The sequence below is a fragment of the Pelagerythrobacter marensis genome (assembly GCF_001028625.1).
Taxonomy (GTDB): Bacteria; Pseudomonadota; Alphaproteobacteria; order Sphingomonadales; family Sphingomonadaceae; genus Pelagerythrobacter; species Pelagerythrobacter marensis.
Genome location: NZ_CP011805.1, coordinates 1 through 24980 on the forward strand (window position 1 = coordinate 1; position 24980 = coordinate 24980).

A 24980-nucleotide genomic window follows, 5' to 3' on the forward strand; every position below is an offset into this window, starting at 1 on the left:
CCGAGTCAACTTGTTTATTTCGGATTTTTTGCAGGGCCGCCTCTTGCGACTCACGCGAACCCCTTCAATAAGGGGAACTTCGGCACGGGGCGGGACAGCTGGTGCCTCTAAAAGCATTGGTCGCATGTCATGCAGCGCGGGAGGAAGGCGATTCCCGGGCGGGGGCAGGCTTTGTCCAGTGCACGTGATCATGGTGCCGGCCCCTATGTGGGGGATCGGGAGCGACAAGGCGGGATAATGGCGAGTAAAGTCGGCGAAGCGAGCGCTCGGTCTGGGAAGGGACAAGGGGATTCGATGGAAGATCTTGAAGCGGTAAACCTGGCTGCGGATTGGTCGGACATCAGCCAGGGTCTGCGAAAGGATCTGGGGCATCAACTCCACAGCCAGTGGATCAGGCCGATCCAGCTTGGCGGGTTCTGCGAAGACACCGGCACGCTCGACCTCTATCTGCCGACCGAATTTTCGGCCAACTGGGTTCAGGACCGTTTTGCCGACCGGCTTTCGCTGGCGTGGAAGATCGCCCGCAGCGAAGTGCGCAACGTGCGGATTTCGGTCCATCCCGGACGGCGCAAGCTGCCCGATCTCAGCCTGGGCGGCGACGGGCACCGCGCGGCCAACGATGCCGATTCCTCGATGATCGCGGTTGCGGCGGGCACCATTGGCGAACAGGGTTTCACATCCTCCGTCGGGCTCGACCCTTCGCTGACGTTCGCCGCATTCGTGACCGGCGAATCGAACGTGCTCGCCTGCAATGCGGCGCAGCGCATGGCGGCGAACGAGGAACCGCAGTTTTCGCCCCTCTATCTCAAGGCCGCGACCGGGCAGGGCAAGACGCACCTGCTCCACGCGATCGGCCATGCCTACCTGTCGAGCCACCCGCGTGCGCGGATCTTCTACTGCAGCGCCGAACGCTTCATGGTCGAATTCGTCCAGGCACTGAAACAGAACCAGATGATCGAATTCAAGGCGCGGCTGCGCAGTTTCGATCTGCTGCTGGTGGACGATATCCAGTTCATCATTGGCAAGGCGAGCGCGCAGGAAGAACTGCTCTATACGATCGACGCGCTGCTGGCCGAAGGCAAGCGGCTGGTCTTTGCCGCCGATCGCGCGCCGCAGGCATTGGACGGGGTCGAACCGCGCCTGCTCTCGCGCCTGTCGATGGGCCTCGTCGCCGATATCGCCCCGGCTGATATCGAGCTGCGCCGCTCGATCCTCGAATCGAAGCTGACGCGCTTTGCCCCGCTTTCGGTGCCGGAGGATGTGATCGATTTCCTCGCCCGCACGATTACGCGCAACGTGCGTGAGCTGGTCGGTGGGCTGAACAAGCTGGTCGCCTATGCCCAGCTGACCGGGCAGGAGGTGTCGCTCCAGCTCGCCGAAGAGCAGTTGACCGATATCCTCTCGGCCAATCGCCGCCGGATCACGATCGACGAGATCCAGCGCACCGTGTGCCAGTTCTACCGCATCGACCGCGCCGAAATGTCGAGCAAGCGGCGCGCCCGCGCCGTGGTCCGTCCGCGTCAGGTGGCGATGTATCTGTCGAAGGTGCTCACGCCGCGCTCCTACCCCGAAATCGGGCGCAAGTTCGGCGGGCGCGATCATTCGACCGTAATCCACGCCGTCCGCCTGATCGAAGACCTGCGCCAGCGCGACGCCGACATGGACGGCGACGTGCGCAGCCTGCTGCGACAGCTCGAGAGTTGAGGAATTTCTGTGGTTCGAGCGGCCATCCGGCCGCTCGTCCTCGCGGCTGCTGATCCCTTCGGTCGGGCCGCTGTGGTCGGCCTTGCGGTCCGCTGATCGCGAACCGATCCATCGCGATACCGTGTTGGCGAGGAAGGGTTCGGTCGGCGACCAGCCGACTGCAAGCGCGACTGCGCGCCCGCAGCGACCGAAGGGAGCAAGGATAGCCGAGGCCGCGGATGCGGCCGCCGGCGCTTGAGGCGTAAACAAAGAACACCCCCGCTTGAGAGCGGGGGCAAACAGTGCCAACAGCCTCCTCATGGCTCTGCCCCCCGACCGCATCGACCGCTTCGCGCGACACATCGTCCTGCCCGAAATCGGCGGGGCCGGGCAGGTCGCGCTGGCACAGGCGCATGTGGCGCTGGTGGGCCTGGGCGGGATCGGCAGCCCGGCGCTGCAATATCTCGCGGGGGCCGGGGTCGGGCGCTTTACTCTGATCGACGACGGGCGGGTGGAGCGGTCCAATCTCCAACGCCAGACGATCTATGCCGAACGTGACGAGGGGCATGGCAAGGCCGTGTCGGCACGCCGTTGGCTGGCCAATTTCGACCAGGCGATCACGGTCGAACTGGCCGACCGCCGGGTCGAGGCGGATACGGCCCGCGCGGCGATCGCCGGGGCCGATCTGGTGCTCGACGGCACCGACAACTTCGCCACTCGCCTGGCGATTTCGGATGCCTGCGTCGCCAGCGGCATTCCTCTGCTCTCCGCCGCGGTCGGGCGGTTCCAGGGGCAAGTCGGCGCCTTCGCCGGCCACCTGCCGGGGGAGGCATGCTATCGCTGCTTCGTCGGCGATGCTTTCGATGCCGACGATTGCGACACGTGCGCCGAAGACGGAATGCTGGGCGCGATGTCCGGCTGGACCGGCACGTTCGCGGCAATGCAGGCCGTGCGCGTGCTGCTGGACGGCAAAGCTGCCTTTGGCGATTCGCAGTGGGGCCAGCTGCACCTGCTCGACGGCCTCAAGCCCGCAATGCGCAGCCTCAAGATCGCGAAAGACCCGGCATGCCGAGGCTGCGGCACACCGCCGGACGCCTGATCTCGCACCGATCCGGTCATGCCCTGGATCCCCGCCTTCGCGGGGATGACAGGCAGGTGTGGTTCGACGATCGTTACTGCGTACCGTTGCTGAGTTTGTCATTCCCGCGAATGCGGGAATCCATGGCCCGCCCTGCCAATCGGTTCAGCGGTTCAGGTCATGCCAAAGGTCGCGCCAGTCCGGATTGCCGGCCTCGATCAGCGCGATCTTCCACGCACGGCGCCATTTCTTCAACGCCTTCTCGCGCGCAATGGCCTCATGAATATCGCTGAACGGTTCGAGATGGACCAGTCGCCTCACCCCGTATTGCCGCGTGAAGCCGGGAACCCTGCCGCTCCGGTGCTCCTCGATCCGTTCGGCAAGGCGGGACGTGAGGCCGATGTAGAGCGTGCCGCGCTTCTGACTCGCAAGGATGTAGACCCAGCAATATGGCTCGTCGGTCATGCCCTGGATCCCCGCTTTCGCGGGGATGACAGGCTATCGGCGGATGTCACCCCAGCATCTCGTCCACCCAGGCCGGGACCAGCTCGCTTGCCGGGCCGAGGCGGGTTTCGTCGAACCAGGTTGAACCCTGGCTGCGTTCGAGGTTGAGTTCCAGCGTCTGCGTGCCCAGTTCGCGCGCGTCGCGCACGAAGCCTGCCGCCGGATAGACCGCACCCGATGTCCCGACGGATACGAACAGGTCCGCCGACCGCAAGGCGCCGTAGATCCGCTCCATCCCGTAAGGCATCTCGCCGAACCAGACGACGTCGGGCCGCAGGGCCTGCGCGTCGCAGGCGGGGCAGGGCGGTCGGTCGATCAGCGGGCCGGTCCAGCGCGAGCGCGCGTCGCAGGCCGCGCACCAGGCATTGAGATGGGTACCGTGCATGTGCAGCACCCGCCGCGCGCCGGCGCGTTCGTGCAGGTCGTCGACGTTCTGTGTCACGATCAGCAGCTCACCCGGCCACTCGGCATCGAGCCGCGCCAGCGCCGCGTGCGCGGGGTTGGGTTCCTTTTCCTGAATCGCGGCGCGCCGCATGTCGTAGAAGCGCAGCACGAGGTCGGGATCGCGGGCGAACGCTTCGGGCGTGGCGACGTCTTCCACCCGGTGCTGTTCCCACAGGCCCCCGCCGCCGCGGAAGGTGTCGATCCCGCTTTCGGCGCTGACGCCTGCGCCGGTGAGGATGACGATGTTGCGAATGTCTGCCATGGCGGCCATGAAGCACGCGGTTTCGGGGAGGCGCAATGGTACGCATCGGCATTATCGGCAGCGAAGGGCGCATGGGGCAGGCACTGGCCCGCGCGGTAACGGACGGCGGGCACGAACTCGCTGGCGGGATTGACCGCGGCGGCGACCCGGCGGCGCTGGCCGACCGCAGCGACGTGCTGGTGGATTTTTCCGCCCCCGTCGCGCTGGAGGCGAACCTGCACGCCGCGATCGGCGCGGGCATTCCGATGGTGATCGGCACCACCGGGCTGGAGGATCGCCATCACGTCGCGATCGACAATGCCGCGCGCCAGCTGGCGGTGCTGCAGACGGGCAATACCTCGCTCGGCATTACCCTGCTCGCGCGGCTGGTGCGCGAGGCGGCGGCCAGCCTCGGCCCCGAATGGGATATCGAGATCGTCGAAATGCACCACCGGATGAAAGTCGATGCCCCTTCGGGCACGGCCCTGCTGCTGGGCGAGGCGGCGGCGGCCGGGCGCGGGATTGAGCTTGCCGGCAACAGTGAGAGCGGGCGCGACGGCCACACCGGCGCGCGGCAGCAGGGGGCGATCGGCTTTGCCGCGCTGCGTGGGGGCACGGTCGCGGGCGAGCACAGCGTCATCGTTGCGGGGGAGGAAGAACGCCTGACCCTTTCGCACAGCGCCGAAAACCGGATGATCTTCGCGCGCGGGGCGGTCAAGGCGGCGCAATGGCTGATCGGGCGCGATGCCGGGCGCTATGCGATGGACGACATCCTCGCGCCGGACCCCGCTCCCGCCGCCACTGGCGCGTGACCGGGCCGGGGACCGCGTCCGTTCGATGACCAGGGACCAGATTTTCGAGTTCTTCCGCCGCCTGGCAGAAGACAATCCCGCGCCCGAAACCGAGCTGGAATATGGCAATGCCTACCAGCTCGTGGTTGCGGTCGCGCTGTCGGCCCAGGCGACCGACGTCGGGGTGAACAAGGCCACCCGCCGCCTGTTCGCCCAAGTCGAGACGCCCGAACAGATGCTGGCGCTGGGCGAGGACGGGCTGAAAGCGCATATCAAGACCATTGGCCTGTTCAATTCCAAGGCAAAGAACGTGATCGCCCTGTCGCGGATGCTGGTGGAGGAATACGGCAGCGAAGTGCCCGACCGGCGCGAGGACCTGGTCCGCCTGCCCGGGGTCGGGCGCAAGACGGCCAATGTCGTGCTCAATTGCTGGTTCGGGCAGGAAACTTTCGCGGTGGACACGCATATCCTGCGCGTCGGCAATCGCACCGGCCTCGCCAGCGGCAAGACGCCCGAACAGGTCGAGGCGAAACTGGAAAAGCGCGTCCCCGCGCCCTTCCGCCTCGGCGCGCACCACTGGCTGATCCTCCACGGCCGCTACGTTTGCAAGGCGCGCACGCCCGAATGCTGGCGATGCCCGGTGGTCGACCTGTGTTCGTTCCGCAAGAAAGTGCTGGAGCCGCCCCCCTCGCGCCGGAAAGCCGCAGGGTAGGGGCGCAGTTTGCACGGCTGAGGAATCGTCGCCCTGGACGCTTTTCGGGGCTCATTCCTCCTCCCGCGCTATAGGTGCCGGGCTGCACGATGGATGCTGAAACAAGTTCAGCATGACACGGGGGGCGGTCAGGACCAGCCCGCGCGCGATCCCCCGCGCAGGCGGGGGCCTCAGGCCGCAGGCGCTGTACCCGATAGCCCGAAGCCCCCGCCTTCGCGGGGGCGGGCCAGCTTACCCCGCGCGAATATGGAGCGCGGCCAGCGCGATGCGGGCGTAGATGCGGGACAGGGCGTGGAGATCGTCGACCGCCACGGCCTCGTCGCGCTTGTGCATCGTCGCGTTGCACAGGCCGAATTCGATCACCGGGCACAGGTCTTTCAGGAAGCGCGCGTCGGAAGTGCCCCCGCTGGTTGAGGCTTCGGGCTCGATACCGGTTTCGGCCGCGATCGCGCTGGCGACGAGCCGCGAGAAAGCGCCCGGCGGGGTCAGGAAGGGCTCGCCCGAAATCACCGGCCGCGCCGCGCCGCCATGCCGTTTCGCGATGTCCGAAATTGTCTCCGCCAGCGAGGCGCCACTGTGCCGATCGTTGAAGCGGATCGAAATGCGCGCGGTGGCCTTGGCCGGGATGACGTTGTGCGCCGGGTTGCCGACTTCCAGATCGGTGATCTCGATATTCGACGGCTGGAACCAGTCGGTCCCTTCGTCCAGCGTCAGCGCGTCGATTTCCGCCAGCATGGCGACCAGGCGCGGTATCGGGTTGTCGGCATTCTGCGGATAGGCGACGTGGCCCTGTGTTCCCTCCACCTCCAGCCAGATGTTGACCGATCCGCGGCGCCCGATCTTCATCATGTCGCCCAACCGGTTCACGCTGGTCGGCTCGCCCACCAGGCACAGGTCGGGCCGGATGCCGCGTTCGCGCATGAAGGCAATCAGCGCGCGCGTGCCGTGGATCGCGGGGCCTTCTTCATCGCCGGTGATGATGAAGCTGATCGTCCCCGCTTCGGGCGGGACGGCGACGACCGCCGCGACCATCGCCGCGATCGCCCCCTTCATGTCCACCGCGCCGCGGCCATAGAGCAGCTCGCCGCCCGGCGCGTCGCGCCTTTCGGGGGCAAAGGGGCCGCTGGTCCAGCCATCGCCCGGCGGCACGACGTCGAGATGGCCGGCGAAGGCGAAGTGGCGTGAGCCGGGCGGCCCCTCGCGCACGGCGAACATGTTTTCCACCGGGCCATCGGGCGCATCGCCGGCGATGAAGCGGTGGACGGCGAAGCCCAGCGGCTCCAGCATCGCCTCCAGCACATCGAACACCGGCCCGGTGGCGGGGGTGACGCTGGGGGCGGCGATCAGCTTTTCGGCAAGCAGGCTGGCGTCTGTCATGGCAGGCGGAGTAAACCACCCCGCGCGCACTGACCAGCCACCGGAGACGGCCCATGCCCCGAATCGACCTCGACGCCCTGCCGCAGACCAATGCCACCGGCTATCCCGCGCCGCATGATCGCGCGGTCGAGGGGCGCTGGTATCGCCGGCTCGCCCCGGCCAGCGGGCTGACGGCGATGGGCGCGAGCCATGTCGTGCTGAAGCCCGGGGCATGGTCGTCGCAGCGCCACTGGCACGCGGCGGAAGACGAACTGCTGGTCATGCTTTCGGGCGAGGCCGTGCTGGTGGAGGACGAGGGCGAGACCGTCCTGCGCGCAGGCGATGTCGCGGCCTGGCCGATGGGGATGCGCAACGGGCATCACCTGCAGAACCGGGGGGCGCAGGATTGCGTGTTCGTGGCGATCAGCGCGGGCGACCGTGCCGCCGATCGCGGCGAGTATCCCGATATCGACATGGTCTTCGCCTCCGAAGGCTATGCCCGCAGGGACGGCACGCCTTACGACGCGAAACGCACGCCCTAAGCGGCACCTTCAGGGAATGCGGTCGAGCTTCCCGGGCGCGAACGCGGCATCGAGCAGGTCGGCGATCCGCAGACCTGCCTGGGCCACGCGGCGCTGCGCCACGGGGACCGCCGCAACGATGTCGTCCTGCGTCAGCGCGGTTTGATCCGGCAGGTCGCCATCGCAGGGCGCGCGGTCGAACGCGTTGGGATAGACGAAATCGCGCGCGATCTGCCATGATTCGCGCCCCCAGTCGGCCGGCTGCCCGCCCGCCAGCGCCTGCCGCTCCGCCGCGGTATAGCGCCGCACCAGCGGCGGTTCGGCCGCCGTGATCGCGCGTTCGGCCAGCGCGGTGTCCCAGATCGAATGGAGGTTGAGGCCAGGCACGATGCCATAGGCGGTTTCGCGGTCGTTGCCGCCGCGATCGTCCTTGTCGCCCGAATGGAGCGGCATGTGCACGTCGCCGGCGAAATGGACCATGAAGGCCAGCGCTTCCAGCCGGACGTTCGCGGGCAGGCTCTCGTCCGACAGGATGCGGAAATTGCGTTCGACCTGCGCGGTCACGCAGTTGCCGCTGGGGCAATTGGCGCGGGCATCGTAAGGTTCGCACACCGGCGCGGTGCGATAGTGCCAGGCGGCGGTATAGCCCCAGCGCCAGTAATCGCGCCGCACGCAGTCGGGCCAGGTCGAGGCGTCGGCCAGGTCGCGGATGCGGCATTCGGGCGTGCCCAGCTCCGCATCCTGCGCGACGAGGCGCGCGATCGCCGCGCGCGTTTCGGGCGAGACATTGGCCAGCGCCACCTGCGCCGTCGTCCGGTGGCCGTAATAGCCCCACGCACCCGCGACTTGCGGGGCCAGCGCGGCGACCAGCAGCGCGAGCGCCGCGATCAGACGCGCGGTGCGGTTTCGTACTGTTCGATGATCCATTGTTCGTCTTCCGCCCCGGCGACCCACGCCTGCAACCATTCGTGTTCCCACATCGCCTCCATATAGGCGCCGGCGAAGCCGGGGACCGCGATCCCATATGTGATGAAGCGCGAAACGAGCGGGGCGTAGAACACGTCCGCCGCGCCGAAGGTGCCGAACAGGAACGGCCCGCCCTGGCCGAACCGCGCGCGCGCCTCTGCCCAAAGCTGCAGTACGCGCACGATATCATCGCGCGCGGCGTCGCTCAGTTGCACGCCATCGAACCGCTTGCGCACGTTCATCGGGCATTCGCTGCGCATCGCCATGTACGAACTGTGCATTTCGGCGACCATCGACAGCGCCATGCCGCGCGCGGTATCGTCCTTGGGCCAGAAGCGTTCGCGCCCGACCTTGTCGGCCAGATAATCCATGATCGCCAGGCTGTCCCAGATCACGGTTTCGCCGTCCCACAGCACGGGGACCTTGCCCGACGGCATGATCTCGCCCGATTCGCGCTTGAGCGCGGCCCAGTCGTCGCCGCCGATATTGACCGTCAGCTCCTCGAACGAGAGGCCCGACTGCTTGAGCGCGAGCCAGGCCCTGAGGCTCCAGCTCGAATAGTTCTTGTTGCCGATAATCAGCTTCATGCGCGCCCACCTTGCTTGCCGCGCGGAACTAGGGGCTTGGCGATGGCAAGTCGAGGGCGAAGCGGTGTGTGGCACCGTTCGGATTCGTTTTCATTCGGGTCGGTGCCGCTTCAGCCTTGCGACAGCGCCTAGCCGAACTTGTCCGCCTTGCGCTTGCCGAAGCGCATGTCCCCCTCCAGCCGGGCGCGCAACTGGGAATAGAACGCTTCGAGAAAAGCCCGTTCGTCGCCGTGCCCGGGGTTCCAGCCGATCTTGCGGCAGATCGCTTCATGCACCGATGCCAGGGTTTCCGGCTTGTCGTCGCGCAGGACGCGTTCCAGCGTCTGCAATTCGTAGGTGCCGTATATCGACAGCTCCGCATCGCCGAAGCGGTATTCCGCCCCGGTGACTGCGCTGGCCCCTTCGCGCGCCGCGCCTTCGGCCGACAGCGCACCGGCCAGCTTGGCCCGCGGCGCTTCGACCACCCATGTGCCCGCGATCAGGTCGCCGGCGCGCAATGCGTCGCGATTGAAGCAGGGAAACAGGACGAAGATGAGGAACCACGCCGCTGCGGCCAGCCCGGCCATGCCCATCGCGCCGCTGGGCGCGTTGAGCAGGAAAATCAGGGGCAGGAACAGCTCGATATCGCGCAGGAGGTTGCGCGCGACCACGGCCTCCGGCGTCAGGCGTCCGCCGCCTCGCGCAGCGACGCGGATTCCGGCGGCACGCTTGCCCAGCGTCGCGCCGCGCGGCCCCATTTCCAGGATCATGAAGTATCCGTTCCACAGCAGGAACCAGAACAGAATCCAGAACACCGCAAGGAACTCGCTGGCACCGCTCATTTCGGCGAATTCCCCGCGGAAAAGGCCGCCCGCGATCCAGACCAGCGCCAGCGTGACTCCCAGCCCGACGACGAACATGATGACGAGGTCGAGGATCAGCGCACCCGCCCGCGCGCTGCGGCTGGCGACGGTGAACGGCAGGGCGATCCCTTCGGGCGTCACCACATCGCGCCGGCGTTTCGTTCGGTGGGCCAGGTGGGGGGCCGTCCGTGCAGCGGTCATGCAGCGTCCCCGTGTCCCGTGCCCGTGGCGCGCTCGCGGCCATAGGCGAAGAAATAGGCGAGCCAGAACAGAAGCATCGTCACACCGATCAACAGCCGCCCTTCGGTGCCGAGCAACTGGCGGGGAAAGGCCTCCAGCACGGCGGCGGCAATCAGCATGAAGACGACCCCGACCACAACTTGCGCCCCGCGGCGCCCGCTTTCGGCCGCCGCGGCCAGGATCGAGCGGTCGCCGGGAAAGGCCATCGATCGCCCGATATGCAGGCCCGCCGCCCCCGCCAGCAGGATCGCGAACAGCTCCGTCGTTCCGTGAACACTCAGCCAGGCGGAGAATTCTAGCGTCAGCCCAGCGTCGTGATACAGCCACAGCATTGCGCCCAGCAGCGCCATGTTGTGCATCAGCAGCATCAGCGATGGGATTCCGAAGGCGAAACCCAGCGCGAATGCGAGGATCGCGACCCCGGCATTGTTGCTGAACAGATAGGCGGCGAAAGCCGACAGGCCCTGCGCATCCTTTTCCACCTGAAGGCTTTCCAGCAAAACCTCCCGGCTGGCGCCCGGAACCCGCGTATCGGAAAAGCCCGAGGGGACGAGGGCATAGAACCATTCGCTATCGCGCGTGACCAGCAGCCAGCCGACGATCGTGCCCGCGACCATCACCGCCAGCGCGACGCAGATGTCGAGCCAGATCGCCCTGACCGCGCGGCTTAATCCGCCGCCTAGGAACTGGCGCAGCCAGGCGATGAACCCCTGACGCGGGCCATAGACCTGGAACCAGGCGCGCTGGACCAGGGCATCGAGATAATCGAGCGTTGCCGTGTCGAGCGAGGTTTCGCGCGCGACCGCAAGGCTGGATGCCGCCGTGCGGTAGAGCGCGGGCAGGGCCAGCACGTCATCGTCCGACAGGCCGCGCAGCCGCCCCTTTTCCATCCGCGTGACGATGGCGTCGAGCCGGCGCCAGTCCCCCTCCCGCTCCAGCCGGAAACGGTCGGAACGCAGGGCCGCCGCCTCGACATCGGCGGGCGGCGCCACTTCGGCGCTGGAAAACAGGGTCTTGAGTATCGGGGCCTTCATCCAATGGCCTCCGCCCGCTTGATTTCGAGATACCGGTCGATCAGGCGATAGCTGATGCGGTTCCAGGGCGCTTCGATAATATCGACCCCCATCTGGCGCAGCCGTTCCAGCACCAGCGCGCGCTGGCGCAGCAGGGTATCGGCGGCCACCGCCGTGGCCAGCGCATCCAGCGTGTCGGGCTCGGTGCCGGACAGGCCGGCGAGATCTTCGTCCTCCATCGTCACGAACAGCACCAGATGCCGGTCGACCAGCCGGCCGATGCTTTCGATCATCAGTTCCGCCCCGGTCGGGTCGGTGAAGTCGGAAAAGAGCACGATCAGCGATCGGCGCTGAAGGCGCGAGGCGAGCGTCGCCAGCGCCAGGGTGAAGTTCGGTTCCTGCGCGTGATAGTCCAGCCCGGCGGCGGCCCGCTGGAGCCGGTGGAAATTGCGCGAATCGCCGATGAAGGGCGTCGACAGTTCGGGCCGCTGGGCAAAGCCGAACAGGGCCACCCGGTCGCCGCCCTTCAGCGCGACATAGCTGGCGGTCAGCGCGGCGGTCACCGCCCGGTCGATGCGCGGCAGACCGCCCACGGCCTCGCACATCGCCTGCCCGCAGTCGAAGGCGAAAACGATCTGGTTGTTGCGTTCGCTTTCGTTCTCGCGCGCATAGAGGCGGGTGTGGCGCGCGCTCGCCTTCCAGTCGATCCGGCGGCGATCCATGCCCGGTTCGTATTCGCTCAGCGCCTCGAACTGCGTGCCTTCGCCGCGCAGGCGGCGGGCGATCAGGCCGAACTGGGCATCGCGCAGAAACGTCTGGAGTTCGGGGCTGCGCACCGGCGCCAGATCGGGCCAGACGCGCACTTCGTCGTCCAGCGGATGATCCGCCTGCCGCGCGCCCAGCCCGAGCGGGCCGGTCCAGCGCAGCCAGACCCGGCTGACTGCCGCCGTTCCCCGGCGCGAAGGCGTAACCTCCGCCGATCCCTGCCACACGCCGGTGCCCTGCGCGACCGGCGCGGCGAAACGCACGCTTCCCGCCGGGTCCAGCCGCGGGTCCAGCGCCAGTGCAATGTCGACCGGTGCCTGCGATGCCCGCCCGGAAATTTCCGCGATGGCCAGCAGGGTCAGCGGCTCGCCCACTTCCGCATCGGCGGGAACGTGGATGCGCCAGTCGATCAGCCGCCCGGCCAGAACCCCGTCGAGCAGGACGATCACCAGCAGCGCCGCCCCCGCGGCGGGCGCCACCACCCACGCCTGGGGCGCGGCGGCCGCGATTACGATCGCCAGCGGGGCCGCCAGCGCGGCCAGCAGGGCGGCGCGCGCGGTGGGGACGATCGGAAACGTCACCGTGCGCCCCGACCCGGTTGGCAGGGTTTGCTCACCGCGGCGCCTCGGTATTTTCGACCAGTTCGTTTACGAGTGTTTCGACTTCGCGCCCTTCGATCTCGGCTGCGGGGCTGAGCACCAGGCGATGGCGCAGAACGGCGATGGCGAGGGCCTTCACATCGTCCGGCAGTGTATAGTCGCGCCCGTCGAGCGCCGCCCGCGCCCGCGCCGCGTTGGCGAGGATGACGGCAGCACGGGGGGAGGCGCCGCTCGACAAGTCGCCGCTTTCGCGCGTGGCCCGCACCAGCCGCACGACGTAATCGACGATCTCCTGCGCCACCGTCACGCCTTTCAGCGCGGCGCTGGCCGCGCCCAGCTTCGCCGCGTCGGTCACCGCCGTAACGCCGAACTCCGCCGGACGCGGGGGGCCCTGACGTTCGCCGAAACGGGTAACGATCGCGGCCTCTTCCTCTGCGCTGGGGTAAGGGACGAGGAGCTTGAACATGAACCGGTCGAGCTGCGCCTCGGGCAGGGGATAGACGCCCTGGTTCTCGATCGGGTTCTGTGTCGCCACGACCATGAACCGGTCGGGCAGGGCGTGCGTCTCGCCATCCAGCGTGACGCGCCGTTCCTGCATCGCCTCCAGCAGCGCGGCCTGGGTCTTGGGCGGCGTGCGGTTGATCTCGTCCGCCAGCAGAAGATCGCAGAAGATCGGCCCGCGCGTCAGCGTGAACTGGCTGGTCTGGAAGTTGAACAGGTTGGAACCCAGGATATCGCCGGGCAGAAGGTCCGGCGTGAACTGTATCCGCCCGTAGTCGAGGCCGAGCGCATTGGCGAAACACTGCGCCAGGAACGTCTTGGCGGTGCCCGGTGGCCCCTCCAGCAGGACGTGCCCTTCGGCAATCAGGGCGACCAGCAGGTGATCGACCGTTTCTTCCTGGCCGACAATCGCCTTGCCCACCTCTGCACGGATCGCCTGCGCCATTGCGCGGACATCGTCGAGCGTCATCGTCATCGGACCAGCTTCCTTTCGAGAGACTTCAGCGCGCGCGCCGCGCGCAGGATTTCGTGGGGTTTCCGCGCCTCGTGCAGCGCAGCGGAGAGCGCGGCGAAAGACGGTGCATCGGGCACGCGCCGGGCAATCGCGCGGTCGAGCGTTTCATCGTCCGCCCGGCGCAAGTGCAGGGCGGCGGCGATCCGCTGGCGGGCACCCTCGACATATGGGCCGGTCAGCAGGTGCAGCCGCCGCGTGCGCAGGGTGAAGGCGGCGCTGTTCGCGACCAGCCGCCTCTTGCCGAACGCGATCGCGCGCGCTTCCGCGAACGGCGGGCCGAAACGGCGGAAGGCGCGCCAGGCGACGACCGCCATCGCCATCAGCAGGCACAGCGTGGCGGCGATGAACGGCGGTTCGAAAGCCAGCGTGAGGAGGTTCTTGCTCCGCCCCAGACCATTGAACGTGAGGTCGAATACGATCGAAAGATTCTGCCCCTCCATCGCGATATCCACAAGCTCGCGCGCCATCAGCGCGCGATCGCGGTCGGCCATCGCGTAATTGTTCAGCAGGTCGGGATCGGCGACGACGATGACGCCCCAGCGGCTGTGGTCCAGCCCCTCCGGGTCAGCGGGCCGCAATCCGGCTGCTTCGTCGAGCACCGGGTAATAGCCTTCGTCGTCGTAATATCCGGCAAGGATGGTGCCATCGCTCGCGCTGACCAGCGGGATCATGGTCGCGTTTGCGATCGTCTGGACGTTGTCCGGGTCCGGCATCGCCCCGCGCCGCGAACCCCATTCCCAGTCGAAACCCTGCCTGCCTTCCAGCGGCCCCCTTTCGATTTCGGTGGCATATTGCCCTGCGAACTGGTCGATCCATCCGGGCTTGCCGGCACCGCCCAGAATGACCCAGCCTTCTTCCGCCTCGACCGGCAATTGGGCCGGCGCCTGAAAGGCATACCATTTCGGCAGGACCAGCAGCGTCGGCCCCAGGTGACGCCTCTGATCGATCAGGTCCGCGATCTCTTCCCCATCGGCCCCGTGCGGCGGGGTCAGGATCAGCAGGCTCTCGTCGTCGAGCGTCGCTTTGCTGCGCGACAGGGCGATTTCATGGCCGTCGCTTTCGAGCATTTCGACCAGGGCGGCATATCCGGTGAGCCCGCGCGACGCGGCATGGCCGCCGCCATCGTTTTCGCCGCTCGACGTTTCGCCCGCGCCGATGAAATAGAGCGTCGCGACGAACGCCAGCGCCCCGAACAGCAGCATCCCCAGCACGACCCGCGGATTGAACGTGGCGTTCGCCGGAGCGGCCGTCATTCTGCACCTGCCAGCGGTTCGAGTGCGAAACGGGCATAGGCCTCGCGCGCGGCCTGCCAGTCGTCTTCGCCCAGGCTGTGCAGCGCGAACAGGCTGCGTTCCACCCGCTCTGCAATCGCGGCGAAGGCCTGGCGCGCCGCGCTGGGCAGGGCGGCCAGGGCGGCCAGTTCGCGCGCGGTGCTGGACGGTTCCACCCAATCGGGCCGGGCAGCGGCGATCTGCCCCACGCTACGCCTGAGAAGGAGGTGCGTTGCCTGATCGTAATGCCCCTCCGCCGCCAGCCGGTCGGCATCTTCCAGCAGCGCGAGCGCCTCTTCACGTTGGGGCGTCCAGGATGGTTCTGCGCCGTTATCCGCGCCCGGCGAACCGCGATCGAACGCGGGAGCGAGAAGGCGCCAGAGGAGATAGCACAGCAGCGCAATCGCGATCGCCAGCAGGACCCATTTGAACACCGGCCACGACATGCCGAGCGCCCGCCCGACAGGGGCGAACAGGTTACTCAGGAACTGGAGCACGCTCTCCAGCCATTCCGGCGGCGGATCGCGTTCGGGAGAAAATTCGAGCGGGGCGTACTGGATCGTCTCGTCCGCGCGCACGCTTTCCCAGGCGTCCTGCGCCGGTCGCTCGCCGGCGTTCGCGATATCCCCTGCCGAAGTGGTCACCGGGGATGTGGTGGCAGGTCGCGCCGGGGCGTGCAAGTGCGCAGGCCCATTGGCAGGTCAGCCGCGCGGGCGGCCCTGGCGATAACTGCCGAGCAGACGCAAGGCCTTGCAGTGAAAGGCAAGTTCTTCCAGCGCGCGGTCGACCGACGGATCGCCGGGCGCCCCGACGATATCGGCATAGAACATCGTGGCGGCAAAGCTGGCACCCTGCTGATAGCTTTCCAGCTTGGTCATGTTCACGCCATTGGTGGCGAAGCAGCCGAGCGCCTTGTAGAGCGCGGCGGGCACGTTCTTCACCTCGAACACGAAAGTGGTCATCGCCGTATCGCCGTCGAAGGCCGCGGGGTCGAGCGGCGCGCGCGACAGGATCACGAAACGGGTGGTGTTGTCGGGCGCGTCCTCCACCCGGTCTTCCACCACCTGCAACCCGTACAGTTCCCCGGCGAGGCGCGGGGCGATGGCGGAGAGCCGGGGATTGTTCTTCTCCGCAACGAAGGCCGCGGCACCTGCGGTATCGGCATGGCTCAGCGGCACGATCCCCCGCTCGCGCAGGAACAGCCGCGACTGGCCCAGCGCCTGGGGGTGGCTGTACGCGGCCTCGAACGGGCCGAAGCTGCCATCTTCGTTGGGTACCGCCATCAGGGCGTGGGTGATGCGCATGAAATGTTCGCCCACAATCGAAAGCCCGCTGTGCGGCAGCAAGAAATGGATGTCCGCCACCCGGCCATGCTGGCTGTTTTCGATCGGGATGATGGCACTGCCCGCCCGGCCATCCTTCACTGCCTCCAGCGCGTCTTCGAACCCGAAACAGGGCAGCGGCAGATGGTCGGGGGCTGCCTCGCACGCCGCACGATGGGAATTGGCGCCGGGGGCGCCCTGGAACGCAATCGCGCGGCTCGGGTCCTGCGCGGCGGCGGCGCGCATCTGCTCGACCATGGCGAGCGCGGGAGTGGGAAAGCTGTGCATAGCGGGGCAGCGCGTAGACCGGCGCCGGGGGCACGGCAAGACATATGGCTTGCGCTTGCCGGGGGTGCCGACTAGAGCGGCGCGCGAAAACCGCCACAACCGTATTCCTCGGATTTTTGACGCATGACCGATCGTTTCAACACCGCCGCCGGATGGGTGCTCTTCGCAGGGATCGTGGGCCTTGGCCTGTCGAGCGTGAGTTCGCGCTACTTCGCGGCTCATTCCCCGGAAGAAGGGGGCTACCCGATCGAAGGTGCCGCGGAAGACGGTGACGGGGGCGAAGAAGCGCTCGATATCGGGGCGCTGCTCGCCAATGCCGATGCGACGATGGGCGAAGCGGCGGCGACATCGCGCTGCGGCACCTGCCACACCTTCAATTCGGGCGGAGCGGACGGGCAGGGCCCCAACTTGTTCGGCGTCATGGGCACGCCGATCGGCCAGCACGCACCCGGCTTTGCCTATAGCGAAGCGCTGTCCGGCCACGGCGGATCGTGGACGTATGAAGACATGTTCGCATGGCTGGAAAGCCCGCGCTCTTTCGCGCCCGGCACGAAGATGAGCTTCGCCGGCCTTTCCAGCCCCGAAGACCGCGCCAATATCATCCTCTACATGTACCAGAACGGCGGCGGCCCGGCTCTGCCCGAACCGCTGCCGGAAGAAGAGGAAGCGCCCGAAGGCGGCGAGGCTGCCGAAGACGCGGAAGCCGCTGCCGTTGGCGACGCCGATACGCCGGAAGCGGACATGACCGTTCCGGGCGACGATCAGACCAACCCGGTCGGCGAATAATAATTCCCTCGTAACAATTCGGGGGCGTTCCGCCGCGCGGTTAACCGCGGCCCTTGAACCCCTGCGCCACGACGTACCATTCCGACGAACCCTTGCGGCTTGCGGGCGGTTTCGCGTGCTTGACCGTGCGGAAATGCTTCTTGAGCAGCGCCAGCAGCTCGCTATCGGTGCCGCCCGCCAGAACCTTGGCGACGAAGGCCCCGCCTTCGGCTAGGTTTTCGACCGCGAACCAGGCGGCGGCCTCGACCAGGCCCATCGTCCGCAAGTGATCGGTCTGCTTGTGGCCAACGGTGTTGGCCGCCATGTCCGACAGCACCAGATCGGGCTCTCCATCGAGCGCGGCGGTCAGCGCGGCGGGTGCCTCGTCGGCCATGAAATCCATTTGCAGGATCGTGACGCCTTCGATCGGCTCGACTTCGAGCAGATCGATCCCGACGATCGCCGCCCGCGGCGTCTGCCGGCGCACGGCCTGGCTCCAGCCGCCCGGCGCGATTCCCAGGTCGACGACCCGGCGAACGCCGCGCAGCAGCCCGAATTTCTCGTCCAGCTCGACCAGTTTGTACGCTGCCCGGCTGCGGAACCCGTCGGCCTTCGCCTGCCGGACGTAAGGATCGTTGAGCTGGCGTTCGAGCCAGCGGGTGGACGACGCGGTGCGCCCGCGCGCGGTCTTGACCCGCTTGTCCGGATTGCGGCCTGAACGCGCCATCAGCCGCGCGCCTGCCGGCCGGCCGCGGCTGCGGTTTCGGAGGCCATGAGACTGCGCAGAATGCCCTCGCGAATGCCGCGATCGGCAACCCCCAGTCGCTCCGCCGGCCAGATGTCCAGAATCGCCTCCAGTATTGCGCACCCGGCAACCACCAGTTCCGCCCGGTCGTTGCCGATACAGGGCAGCCCGCCGCGTTCCCGGGGGGACATCGCGGCCAGCCGGGCGCTGACAGCGCGCATTTCGGTGGACGGCACGATAAGGCCATCGACCGCGCGCCGATCATATTGCGGCAGTTCCAGGTGCACGCTGGCCAGGGTGGTCACGGTGCCGCTGGTGCCCAGCAGGCGGATGTCGGTGCCGGTCGCGGCGACCGGTGCGATCCGTTCGGCAAAGGCTGCGAAGCTCTCCGAAACGACCCGGCGCATCTCGGCATAACGGGCGCTGCGCACTTCGCTTTCGCCTTCGACCCGGCCGACCGTATCGGTCAGCGAAACGACGCCCCAGGGCACGCTCTGCCAGTCGAGAATGCGCGGAACGCGCCCGCCCGGTTCGATCAGCACGAGTTCGGTCGAACCGCCGCCAATGTCGAATATCACCGCCGGGCCTGCGCCGTCTTCCAGCAGGACATGGCAGCCCAGAACCGCCAGCCGCGCCTCCTCCTCGGCAGAAATGATATCGAGCACGATCCCCGTTTCCCGCCGCACCCGTTCGATAAAGTCTTCGCCGTTGACCGCGCGGCGGCAGGCTTCGGTTGCGACTGAGCGGGCGAGGTGGACGTTGCGCCGGCGCAGCTTGTCGGCGCAGACATGCAGCGCACCCAGCGCGCGGTCCATCGCCTCGTCGCTCAGTCGCCCGGATTTGGCGAGGCCTTCGCCCAGGCGGACGACGCGGCTGAAGGCGTCGATGACGGTGAAATTCTCGCCCGAAGGGCGGGCGATCAGCAGGCGGCAGTTGTTGGTGCCCAGATCCAGCGCGGCATAGGCCTGGCGGCGATGCGGCTGCCCCTGACGGGAATCGCCGCGACGCGCCGGGCGCTTGCCCGGGGATTTCTTGTCGGTCGGCGCGGGGCGCTTGTAGCGGAAATCAGCTACTTTGCCGGACGTCTTGCCCTTGTGCGCGCCTGATCTCCTGTCTTTGTCCGGCGGAGAAAGATCCGCCATAATCCCAATGCTTTCTTTATCCTCCCGCGCAAGATCGCGCGGGGACCTGACACGATGCTAGCGCGCGCGCGAGGTGGGGGCAAGCGCGGCACCGGGCCGGTCATGAAGGGAGCACGCACGGGCTTGACCTGAGTGGCGGGTAAAACTAGATGCGCCCCCTCGCGAAAGCACTCGCGCAATGCCCCGTCGTCTAATGGTAAGACTACGGACTCTGACTCCGTCAATTGAGGTTCGAATCCTCACGGGGCATCCAAACTCTAGTTCTCCGACATTCGCCATCCTTCGCTTGGCCCTAGGGATTCCGCCGAGGTTCTCAACATGTTCTTCGCTGGCGCTCGTTGACATTCGCCCAAAGTCGCGAGATATTGTGGGAGTGATTGAGGGAGCGCTCCCCTGCCTAAGCTAACTGCCCTGAAGATCAAGAATGCTAAGCCCGGTCGTCACGGCGACGGCGAAGGCCTTTATCTGTTGGTGTCACCGACCGGCGCAAAGTCCTGGGTGCTGCGTGTCAGCGTTAAAGGAGGGAAGCGCCGGGACATCGGGCTCGGCGCTGTGTCCGACCTCTCGCTGGAGGAAGCGCGGGAAAAGTCGCGCAAGCTTCGCAAGGTGGCCCGCGTCGGTGGTGATCCTATCGCTGCCCGTGATAAGCGGGAAACTGCGCCCCCGTCCTTCAAGGAAGCCGCTCAGGCGGCGCACGAAGCATTGTCCCCCGGCTGGAGCGACCGCCACGCAGGCGCTTTCCTCTCTACGCTCAAACTGCACGCCTTCCCCAAGATCGGCGGGCTGCGCGTGGACTCCATCGACGAAAAAGATTTGCTCACTGTCCTGTCGCCCATGTGGTCGCGGACACCCTCGGCAGCGCGCAAGATGCGCCAGCGCCTCGGGGTGGTTCTTGACTATGCGAAGGGGATGGGATGGCGCTCGACCGGCGCGCCTCGCGATGGCCTGCGTCCGCTGCTGTCCCGGCAGGCCAAGGCGGGCAACTTCGCCTCTATGCCGTATCAGGAATTGCCGCCCTTCGTCTCGAAGCTGGAGGTTGGCCCGGAAACGATGGGTCGCCTCGCGCTGCTGCTGACGATCTACACCGCCGCCCGGCAAGGCGAGACGCGGCAAACGCTGTGGTCCCACATCGACCTTGAGGCGGGGGAATGGCGTCGGCCCGGCTCGATCATGAAGAACGGCGAGCCGCACATGGTCACACTCTCCCCGCAGGCCTTGGCTGTCCTCGAAAGGGCAAAGGCCCTGCGGACCTGTTCGCGTGATAGCCTTGTGTTTCCCGGCAAGGGTGGTGCGCCTCTCTCCGATATGACGCTGGCGAAGATGGTTCGCCCTCTTGGCTACACCGTCCACGGCTTTCGCTCGACGTTCCGCACTTGGGCCGCCGAGCGTATGCCAAGCGTGCCGGAAGCGGTGTCGGAAGCGGCCCTGTCGCATACGATCCCCGACAAGGTGATACGCGCCTACAACCGCGCGAAGTTCAAAGATATGCGCCGAGCGCTGCTTGATGCTTGGGGGCGCTATGCTGCCGGGCAGTCGGGCGATGTGGTCCAACTCCCGCTTAGGCTGGGAGCATGACGGGCGGGGCGGCTAGGGTAGCTCCCGAACGGTCGGCTTCCGCCCGACCCGCCGCCCCGCTTTCATTTGCTGCGGAAGCCCTACGGAGGGGCTGATTATGGATTTTGAGTTGATCGAACGCGAGGCCCGCCTTGATGGTGAGGTATGGCTTCGGGAGTTTGCCGAGGCGAAAACGCGCGAAGCGCGGGTGTCCGCGGCGCGGCGGGCCCTGTCCTATTTGATCGAGGCCGCATGTGCGAAGGCTGGCCCTGACGTTCTGGCTGCAGCTTGGGGTGAAAGCCCCGCCGAGACGGACGATAGGGCACGTCTTGAGTGCATGGCGGATCGCGTGGAATTGTTCGCGCCCCCGCCAGCCGCTGTTCCGCAGGATCGCCTTTCCCTCTTGTCGCTGGCGTCGGAGCTTCGGGCCATTGCCCTAGGAGATAAGCCGCAGATAGTCGCGCCCGCCCCCTACCACGGCCTCAAGAACAACAATGCGATACGGTTGGCCAAACACAGGCTCCGGGCGCTTCAATGGGATGCGTTCCTAGAAGCCAACGGCAACAAGCCCTTTGAGCGGCATAACGCCGTGTCGTCTGCCTACGGGCAGGACTGGACGACGATCAAAGCATGGAAGGCCGCTGTCGTGAACGCTCTTGGTGAGCAAGAGCTTCAAGTGGCGATGAAGGTCGCGTCCTGCCGTGTCAGGCATCCCAATCGAGCATTCCCATACTCGACCGGAGAGGAGGCGCTGGCCGCGCTGGCCCTTGATGGTCAGGACTTCAAGGACGAAATGCGGCGACAATTCGTAGTGGTATGAAAAAACCGTCGCCCCCGTTTTTACTAAGACAAAAGTGAGCCAATTTCAAAAGTAATAGAGCCTCTGTTTGATTGGCAAGTGCGTGGCTTATTCGCCTACTTACTCTGTCACCCGCTGGCCTTCGCGGCCACTATGGTGACGGAGAATAAGAAATGGAACCACTGGCTTTAGCACCCAAGGATGCCTTCGCCGCAATCGGTGTGGGCGTCACCAAGGGATACGAACTCATCAACGCTGGCGAGCTTCAGACGTTCAAGATCGGGCGCGCCACCCGCGTAACCACTGATAGTGTTCGGGCATACGTCGCCCGCTGCGTCGAACAGCGCGAGGCCGCGTGAACGGTGGTCTGCATCAGAGATGGTTATTCGGCCAGCCGTAAAGGCCGAAGCCGTCCGATCCTGACCTTGAAGACGGGATCGAACGGCTCCGATAAGAATGCTCTGCTTGGCGGCGAGGAGCAACGCGAAGATAGCGGAGATCGCAGCGAATTACAACGCTTCGAAGATGCGTTGTGGGATGCGCGGAACCGCTGGGACATATCCCGCCGCGCCCTTCCTTCCGATGCTGACGGATGGGTTCGTGGGGTCGGTTTGTTCGGGCGGGGACGTATCAAGCCCGCCGATGCCGACAAGCTGCTTCGGCGGGCGTTCGCTGCTCTCGACGACGAATTCCAGGCAGGTGCAGCATGAGTGGCCTGGATCCCCAAGCCCGCGCCCGGCTTGCTGCTGCACTCGGCCCGCTGGCGGCTCACATGGCCGTCGCTCCCAAACATCGCCCTCTGCCTTTCTGGCGCGGAGGCGAGAACAAGCATCAACGTCTAGCCCGCTGCTTGCTGCAAACGAACTTCAGTTGGAGGCGATGCGACAATCTTTTTCTGCGCCAAGCGGTGAACGATCCAAACCCTTCGCGTGAAAGCAAACTTCGTCTCGCGGCGCTGCGGCACCGCTTCTGGCATCGGGGGGCCGTACATGATTGACATAGAAGCGGTGAAGCAAGCTCACTGCCTGCCGGAAGTTGTCGGGGCCGTGGTGAATCTCCAGCGCGTTGGGCGAGAGTGGAAGGCCTGTTGTCCGCTCCATAACGACCGTTCGCCATCCTTCACGATCTTTGACGATGGCAAGCGGTTCCAGTGTTTCGGGTGCGGCGCCAGCGGCGACGTCCTCGACTTCATCAGTGCGCTGCATGGTGTCGGACTGCGCGAGGCCGCTGAGATGCTGACCGGCGGGGAACTCCCAAAGGTCGAAGTCATCCGCCTGCCGCCTACCGACGACGCGAGCGACCGGGTGGAGGAAGCCCGCTCGATCTGGCGCGCTTCCGTGCCGGTGGAAGGGACCCCTGCGGAATCCTATCTGCGATGGCGGGGCATCTCTATCCCAGCGCCCCTGAGCGTCCGCTACAGCGTCCTTCCGTATGGAAAGCGCGGTCGCCCCCTGCCCTGCCTCGTTTGCTGCGTATCCTCGCCTGAGGGACCGCTCCAGGGCATTCAACGGACCTACCTAGCTGCCGACGGCCGGGGAAAGGCTGACGTTCCTGCGCCAAAGCTGAGCCTGGGGCGGGTGTCGGGCGGTGCGATCCGGCTCGCTCCGATCGCCAACAATATAGTGGTTTGCGAAGGTCTCGAGGACGGCTTGTCTCTCCGTCAGGAACTCGGGGTGTCGGTCTGGGTCGCCGCTGGCTCTGCCATGCTGCGCTCGATGCGCTTTCCCGATCCTGTGCGGGAAGTCGCGGTGGGCGGCGACAACGATAATGCAGGGCGTGAAGCTGCGGCCAAGGCTGCGGAAGCGTTCGCGCTACGGGGTTTGGCCTCTAGCGTGTTCTTTCCACCTGTACCGTTCAAGGATTTCAACGATAACCTGAGGGGGCGCACATGACTGTCGCGACCATGCAAGAGGCGTTCGCGAACGCCGAGACAATCGACCTGTGGCCGGTTCCCGATATGACGCTGGTGGACAACGGGCGGCGTCCAGCCGTGCCGATGCCTTCCCAGCTATTTGGCCCGGCGTGGTCGATAATCGAACAGGTGGCGGAATCCACTGCGACGGCTCCAGATTACGCGGCCATTGCTTACCTGTCGGCTGCAGCCAGCGTGATAGGCGGCAAGCGGCGTGTGTCGCCCTATGGGATGGATTGGACCGAGCCCTGCATTTTGTGGTGTGCCGCTTTGGGCGATCCCAGTTCGCGCAAGTCCGCCCCTCTCGACATGATGACGAAGCCGCTGTGGGCGATCCGCCAGGACGCGCGCGAGGACTACGACGCGGCGCGCCGGTCCTGGCAGGCCGATTGCGAACGAGCGAAGGCCGAGCGCTCGAAGTGGCAAGAGGAAGTCAAGAAGGTGGCCGGCACAACGGAGCCGTGTCCCCCGATGCCAGTACTCGCGGTCGAACCCGAGGAACCGCACGAACGTTGCCCGATCATATCCGACGTTACCCCAGAAGCGGCGGTGTCGGTACTGGCTGGCAACCCGCAGGGGGTTCTTTGCTATAACGATGAACTGGCTGGGTGGCTGGAGTCGTTCGACAAATACACCAGCGGCGGACGTCCGTTCTGGCTATCGGCTTACGGCGGTCGGCCCCATAGCGTCACGCGCAAGGGCTCTGGTTCGGTCCATGTGGACTTCTGCGGGATCTCGGTTCTCGGCTCAATACAGCCCGACAAGATCGTTCCGCTGATGGGTGGGGCGAATGATGGTTTGGTGCCGCGTATCATCTGGGCGTGGCCGGAGAAGATGCTGCCGCGTCGTCCAAGCGAACGGGTGAATACAACGAGGCTCGAAGCGGCTTATCAACGTCTCGAGATGCTCGGGTGGGGGACGGATGCGGAGGGCAAGCAAGCGCCTGTCGTACTGCCTCTGGCGCCGAGCGGTGCGACCATGTTCGAGAAGTGGGATGCGGAGAATAGCGCGACCTCAGGCGACGGGGGCAATCTCAACGAAGCGTTCGTGGGCAAGATGAGCGGTGCGGTCCTGCGGCTGGCGCTGGTTGCGGAACTCACCGGCTGGGCATTCAACGGCGGCGAGGAACCTCACGTAGTGTCCGACGCCTCGCTGGCCGCTGCAATCAAATGGGTCGAGGGCTACGCAAAGCCGATGGCGGCGCGGGTTTATGGCGATGCCGCAGTGCCGGAAGCGGAGCGCAACGCTGCGCTGCTCGCGCGCTACATTCGCCGTGAGCGACTGTCCCTTGTGAACCTGCGCGAACTGCGCCGGTCACCGCACAAGCCGCACCTCAAGCCGCTCCAGCCCAAAGGCGCGCTCGAGGACGCGGTGGAACTACTGGAAAACGCTAGTTGGCTGCGCCCCGAATGGCACCGCGAGGGCGGGCCTGGACAGCCTCGGAAAGACTACATCGTCAACCCGAAGGTGCTGAAATGAGCGGCTGGCGGGAAATGGCCGAAGAGGCACTGAGAGTACAGGACACTAGGGACATTAGGGACAAAAACCCCCCTCGGGGGTCTCATAACGGGAATAATGTCCCCATTGTCCCTAATGTCTCGCCTCCGCTGTCTACTCTCAAACTATGGCGGGCCTCCCTTTTGACGCTCCATCCATGCCAGCTGCGCGAGAATTTCGACCCCTCCCGATGGCGAGTGCTGGTCGATGCGTCGCAATGGTGGCTCGAAGGATTCGGTCAAGCAGCGGCGGCGTCGGGCTGGTCAACGGGCGATGTGTTCGGGCTGCATCCTGAGATGCCGGGATGCGGTGGCCTGATTGACCGGCT

26 protein-coding genes and 1 tRNA gene are annotated in these 24980 nt (G+C 66.5%); 13 read left to right on the plus strand and 14 right to left on the minus strand.

The window, feature by feature from the left end; translation table 11 throughout:
• The first annotated feature begins 294 nt into the window (after positions 1 to 294).
• Positions 295 to 1704 (plus strand): chromosomal replication initiator protein DnaA, encoded by a 1410-nt coding sequence (gene dnaA, locus AM2010_RS00005; RefSeq protein ID WP_338047404.1) that lies wholly within the window; start codon positions 295 to 297, stop codon positions 1702 to 1704.
• Positions 1705 to 2002: 298 nt separating this feature from the next.
• The gene (locus tag AM2010_RS00010) at positions 2003 to 2782 is read left to right on the plus strand and encodes a HesA/MoeB/ThiF family protein (RefSeq protein ID WP_047805343.1); all 780 of its coding nucleotides are present in this window, start codon (positions 2003 to 2005) and stop codon (positions 2780 to 2782) included.
• Between the two features lie 144 nt (positions 2783 to 2926).
• Here the strand turns inward: AM2010_RS00010 and AM2010_RS00015 are convergent, their stop codons facing one another.
• Positions 2927 to 3226 carry a GIY-YIG nuclease family protein gene (locus tag AM2010_RS00015; protein ID WP_047805344.1) on the minus strand — a complete coding sequence of 100 codons (300 nt, stop codon included), beginning with the start codon at positions 3224 to 3226 and terminating at the stop codon, positions 2927 to 2929.
• A gap of 46 nt (positions 3227 to 3272) precedes the next feature.
• Complete coding sequence (locus AM2010_RS00020) at positions 3273 to 3971, minus strand: NAD-dependent deacylase (RefSeq protein WP_047807531.1); 699 nt, start codon at positions 3969 to 3971, stop codon at positions 3273 to 3275.
• A 35-nt stretch (positions 3972 to 4006) separates the two neighbouring features.
• Between AM2010_RS00020 and dapB the strand changes: the two genes are divergently transcribed.
• Both dapB and nth read left to right on the plus strand, forming a co-directional pair.
• The gene (gene dapB, locus AM2010_RS00025; protein ID WP_047805345.1) at positions 4007 to 4762 is read left to right on the plus strand and encodes a 4-hydroxy-tetrahydrodipicolinate reductase; all 756 of its coding nucleotides are present in this window, start codon (positions 4007 to 4009) and stop codon (positions 4760 to 4762) included.
• Between the two features lie 25 nt (positions 4763 to 4787).
• Positions 4788 to 5453 carry an endonuclease III gene (nth, locus tag AM2010_RS00030; RefSeq protein ID WP_047807532.1) on the plus strand — a complete coding sequence of 222 codons (666 nt, stop codon included), beginning with the start codon at positions 4788 to 4790 and terminating at the stop codon, positions 5451 to 5453.
• A gap of 231 nt (positions 5454 to 5684) precedes the next feature.
• Here nth and dapE read toward each other — a convergent pair whose 3' ends face one another.
• On the minus strand, positions 5685 to 6830 hold the full coding sequence (gene dapE, locus AM2010_RS00035; RefSeq protein WP_047805346.1) for a succinyl-diaminopimelate desuccinylase: 1146 nt from the start codon (positions 6828 to 6830) through the stop codon (positions 5685 to 5687).
• A gap of 53 nt (positions 6831 to 6883) precedes the next feature.
• On the opposite strand from dapE, the gene AM2010_RS00040 reads away from it, so the two are divergent.
• Positions 6884 to 7351, plus strand: coding sequence for a cupin domain-containing protein (locus AM2010_RS00040; RefSeq protein WP_047805347.1), 468 nt, complete (start codon positions 6884 to 6886; stop codon positions 7349 to 7351).
• Between the two features lie 9 nt (positions 7352 to 7360).
• On the opposite strand, the gene AM2010_RS00045 is transcribed toward AM2010_RS00040, so the two are convergent.
• The 9 genes from AM2010_RS00045 to AM2010_RS00085 all read right to left on the minus strand — a co-directional run bounded on the left by AM2010_RS00045 (position 7361) and on the right by AM2010_RS00085 (position 16238).
• Complete coding sequence (locus AM2010_RS00045) at positions 7361 to 8257, minus strand: S1/P1 nuclease (protein WP_047805348.1); 897 nt, start codon at positions 8255 to 8257, stop codon at positions 7361 to 7363.
• The gene (locus AM2010_RS00050) at positions 8218 to 8883 is read right to left on the minus strand and encodes a glutathione S-transferase family protein (RefSeq protein WP_047805349.1); all 666 of its coding nucleotides are present in this window, start codon (positions 8881 to 8883) and stop codon (positions 8218 to 8220) included. Before AM2010_RS00050 ends, AM2010_RS00045 begins: the two co-directional genes overlap by 40 nt.
• Before the next feature lie 128 nt (positions 8884 to 9011).
• On the minus strand, positions 9012 to 9926 hold the full coding sequence (locus AM2010_RS00055) for an RDD family protein (protein ID WP_047805350.1): 915 nt from the start codon (positions 9924 to 9926) through the stop codon (positions 9012 to 9014).
• On the minus strand, positions 9923 to 10999 hold the full coding sequence (locus AM2010_RS00060; RefSeq protein ID WP_047805351.1) for a stage II sporulation protein M: 1077 nt from the start codon (positions 10997 to 10999) through the stop codon (positions 9923 to 9925). The genes AM2010_RS00055 and AM2010_RS00060 overlap by 4 nt, the downstream gene beginning before the upstream one ends.
• Complete coding sequence (locus AM2010_RS00065) at positions 10996 to 12324, minus strand: DUF58 domain-containing protein (RefSeq protein WP_047805352.1); 1329 nt, start codon at positions 12322 to 12324, stop codon at positions 10996 to 10998. The genes AM2010_RS00060 and AM2010_RS00065 overlap by 4 nt, the downstream gene beginning before the upstream one ends.
• Before the next feature lie 31 nt (positions 12325 to 12355).
• Complete coding sequence (locus AM2010_RS00070; RefSeq protein WP_047807533.1) at positions 12356 to 13312, minus strand: AAA family ATPase; 957 nt, start codon at positions 13310 to 13312, stop codon at positions 12356 to 12358.
• Positions 13313 to 13314: 2 nt separating this feature from the next.
• The gene (locus AM2010_RS00075; protein WP_047805353.1) at positions 13315 to 14610 is read right to left on the minus strand and encodes a DUF4350 domain-containing protein; all 1296 of its coding nucleotides are present in this window, start codon (positions 14608 to 14610) and stop codon (positions 13315 to 13317) included.
• Positions 14607 to 15272 carry a DUF4129 domain-containing protein gene (locus AM2010_RS00080; protein ID WP_047805354.1) on the minus strand — a complete coding sequence of 222 codons (666 nt, stop codon included), beginning with the start codon at positions 15270 to 15272 and terminating at the stop codon, positions 14607 to 14609. The genes AM2010_RS00075 and AM2010_RS00080 overlap by 4 nt, the downstream gene beginning before the upstream one ends.
• A gap of 57 nt (positions 15273 to 15329) precedes the next feature.
• On the minus strand, positions 15330 to 16238 hold the full coding sequence (locus AM2010_RS00085; protein ID WP_047805355.1) for a prephenate dehydratase: 909 nt from the start codon (positions 16236 to 16238) through the stop codon (positions 15330 to 15332).
• Positions 16239 to 16361: 123 nt separating this feature from the next.
• Between AM2010_RS00085 and AM2010_RS00090 the strand changes: the two genes are divergently transcribed.
• Positions 16362 to 17024: a c-type cytochrome gene (locus AM2010_RS00090; RefSeq protein ID WP_047805356.1), complete on the plus strand. Its 663-nt coding sequence runs from the start codon at positions 16362 to 16364 to the stop codon at positions 17022 to 17024.
• A gap of 40 nt (positions 17025 to 17064) precedes the next feature.
• Here the strand turns inward: AM2010_RS00090 and AM2010_RS00095 are convergent, their stop codons facing one another.
• On the minus strand, positions 17065 to 17730 hold the full coding sequence (locus tag AM2010_RS00095; protein WP_047805357.1) for an RlmE family RNA methyltransferase: 666 nt from the start codon (positions 17728 to 17730) through the stop codon (positions 17065 to 17067).
• Positions 17730 to 18890, minus strand: a complete 1161-nt coding sequence (locus tag AM2010_RS00100) for a Ppx/GppA phosphatase family protein (RefSeq protein WP_047805358.1) — start codon at positions 18888 to 18890, stop codon at positions 17730 to 17732. Before AM2010_RS00100 ends, AM2010_RS00095 begins: the two co-directional genes overlap by 1 nt.
• A 179-nt stretch (positions 18891 to 19069) precedes the next feature.
• Between AM2010_RS00100 and AM2010_RS00105 the strand changes: the two genes are divergently transcribed.
• From AM2010_RS00105 to AM2010_RS00135, 7 genes are all read left to right on the plus strand, one after another.
• Positions 19070 to 19143: transfer RNA gene (locus tag AM2010_RS00105), tRNA-Gln, on the plus strand.
• A gap of 158 nt (positions 19144 to 19301) precedes the next feature.
• Positions 19302 to 20465, plus strand: coding sequence for a tyrosine-type recombinase/integrase (locus AM2010_RS00110; protein WP_269084057.1), 1164 nt, complete (start codon positions 19302 to 19304; stop codon positions 20463 to 20465).
• A gap of 97 nt (positions 20466 to 20562) precedes the next feature.
• Positions 20563 to 21264: a hypothetical protein gene (locus AM2010_RS00115; protein ID WP_047805360.1), complete on the plus strand. Its 702-nt coding sequence runs from the start codon at positions 20563 to 20565 to the stop codon at positions 21262 to 21264.
• A 152-nt stretch (positions 21265 to 21416) separates the two neighbouring features.
• Positions 21417 to 21602, plus strand: coding sequence for a MerR family transcriptional regulator (locus AM2010_RS00120; RefSeq protein WP_047805361.1), 186 nt, complete (start codon positions 21417 to 21419; stop codon positions 21600 to 21602).
• Between the two features lie 3 nt (positions 21603 to 21605).
• Positions 21606 to 21953, plus strand: coding sequence for a hypothetical protein (locus tag AM2010_RS00125; protein ID WP_150115299.1), 348 nt, complete (start codon positions 21606 to 21608; stop codon positions 21951 to 21953).
• A gap of 279 nt (positions 21954 to 22232) precedes the next feature.
• Entirely contained in the window at positions 22233 to 23135 is a 903-nt protein-coding gene (locus AM2010_RS00130; protein WP_047807534.1) for a DUF7146 domain-containing protein, read from the plus strand.
• Complete coding sequence (locus tag AM2010_RS00135; protein WP_053043803.1) at positions 23132 to 24634, plus strand: DUF3987 domain-containing protein; 1503 nt, start codon at positions 23132 to 23134, stop codon at positions 24632 to 24634. Before AM2010_RS00130 ends, AM2010_RS00135 begins: the two co-directional genes overlap by 4 nt.
• The last annotated feature ends 346 nt before the right edge of the window (positions 24635 to 24980 follow it).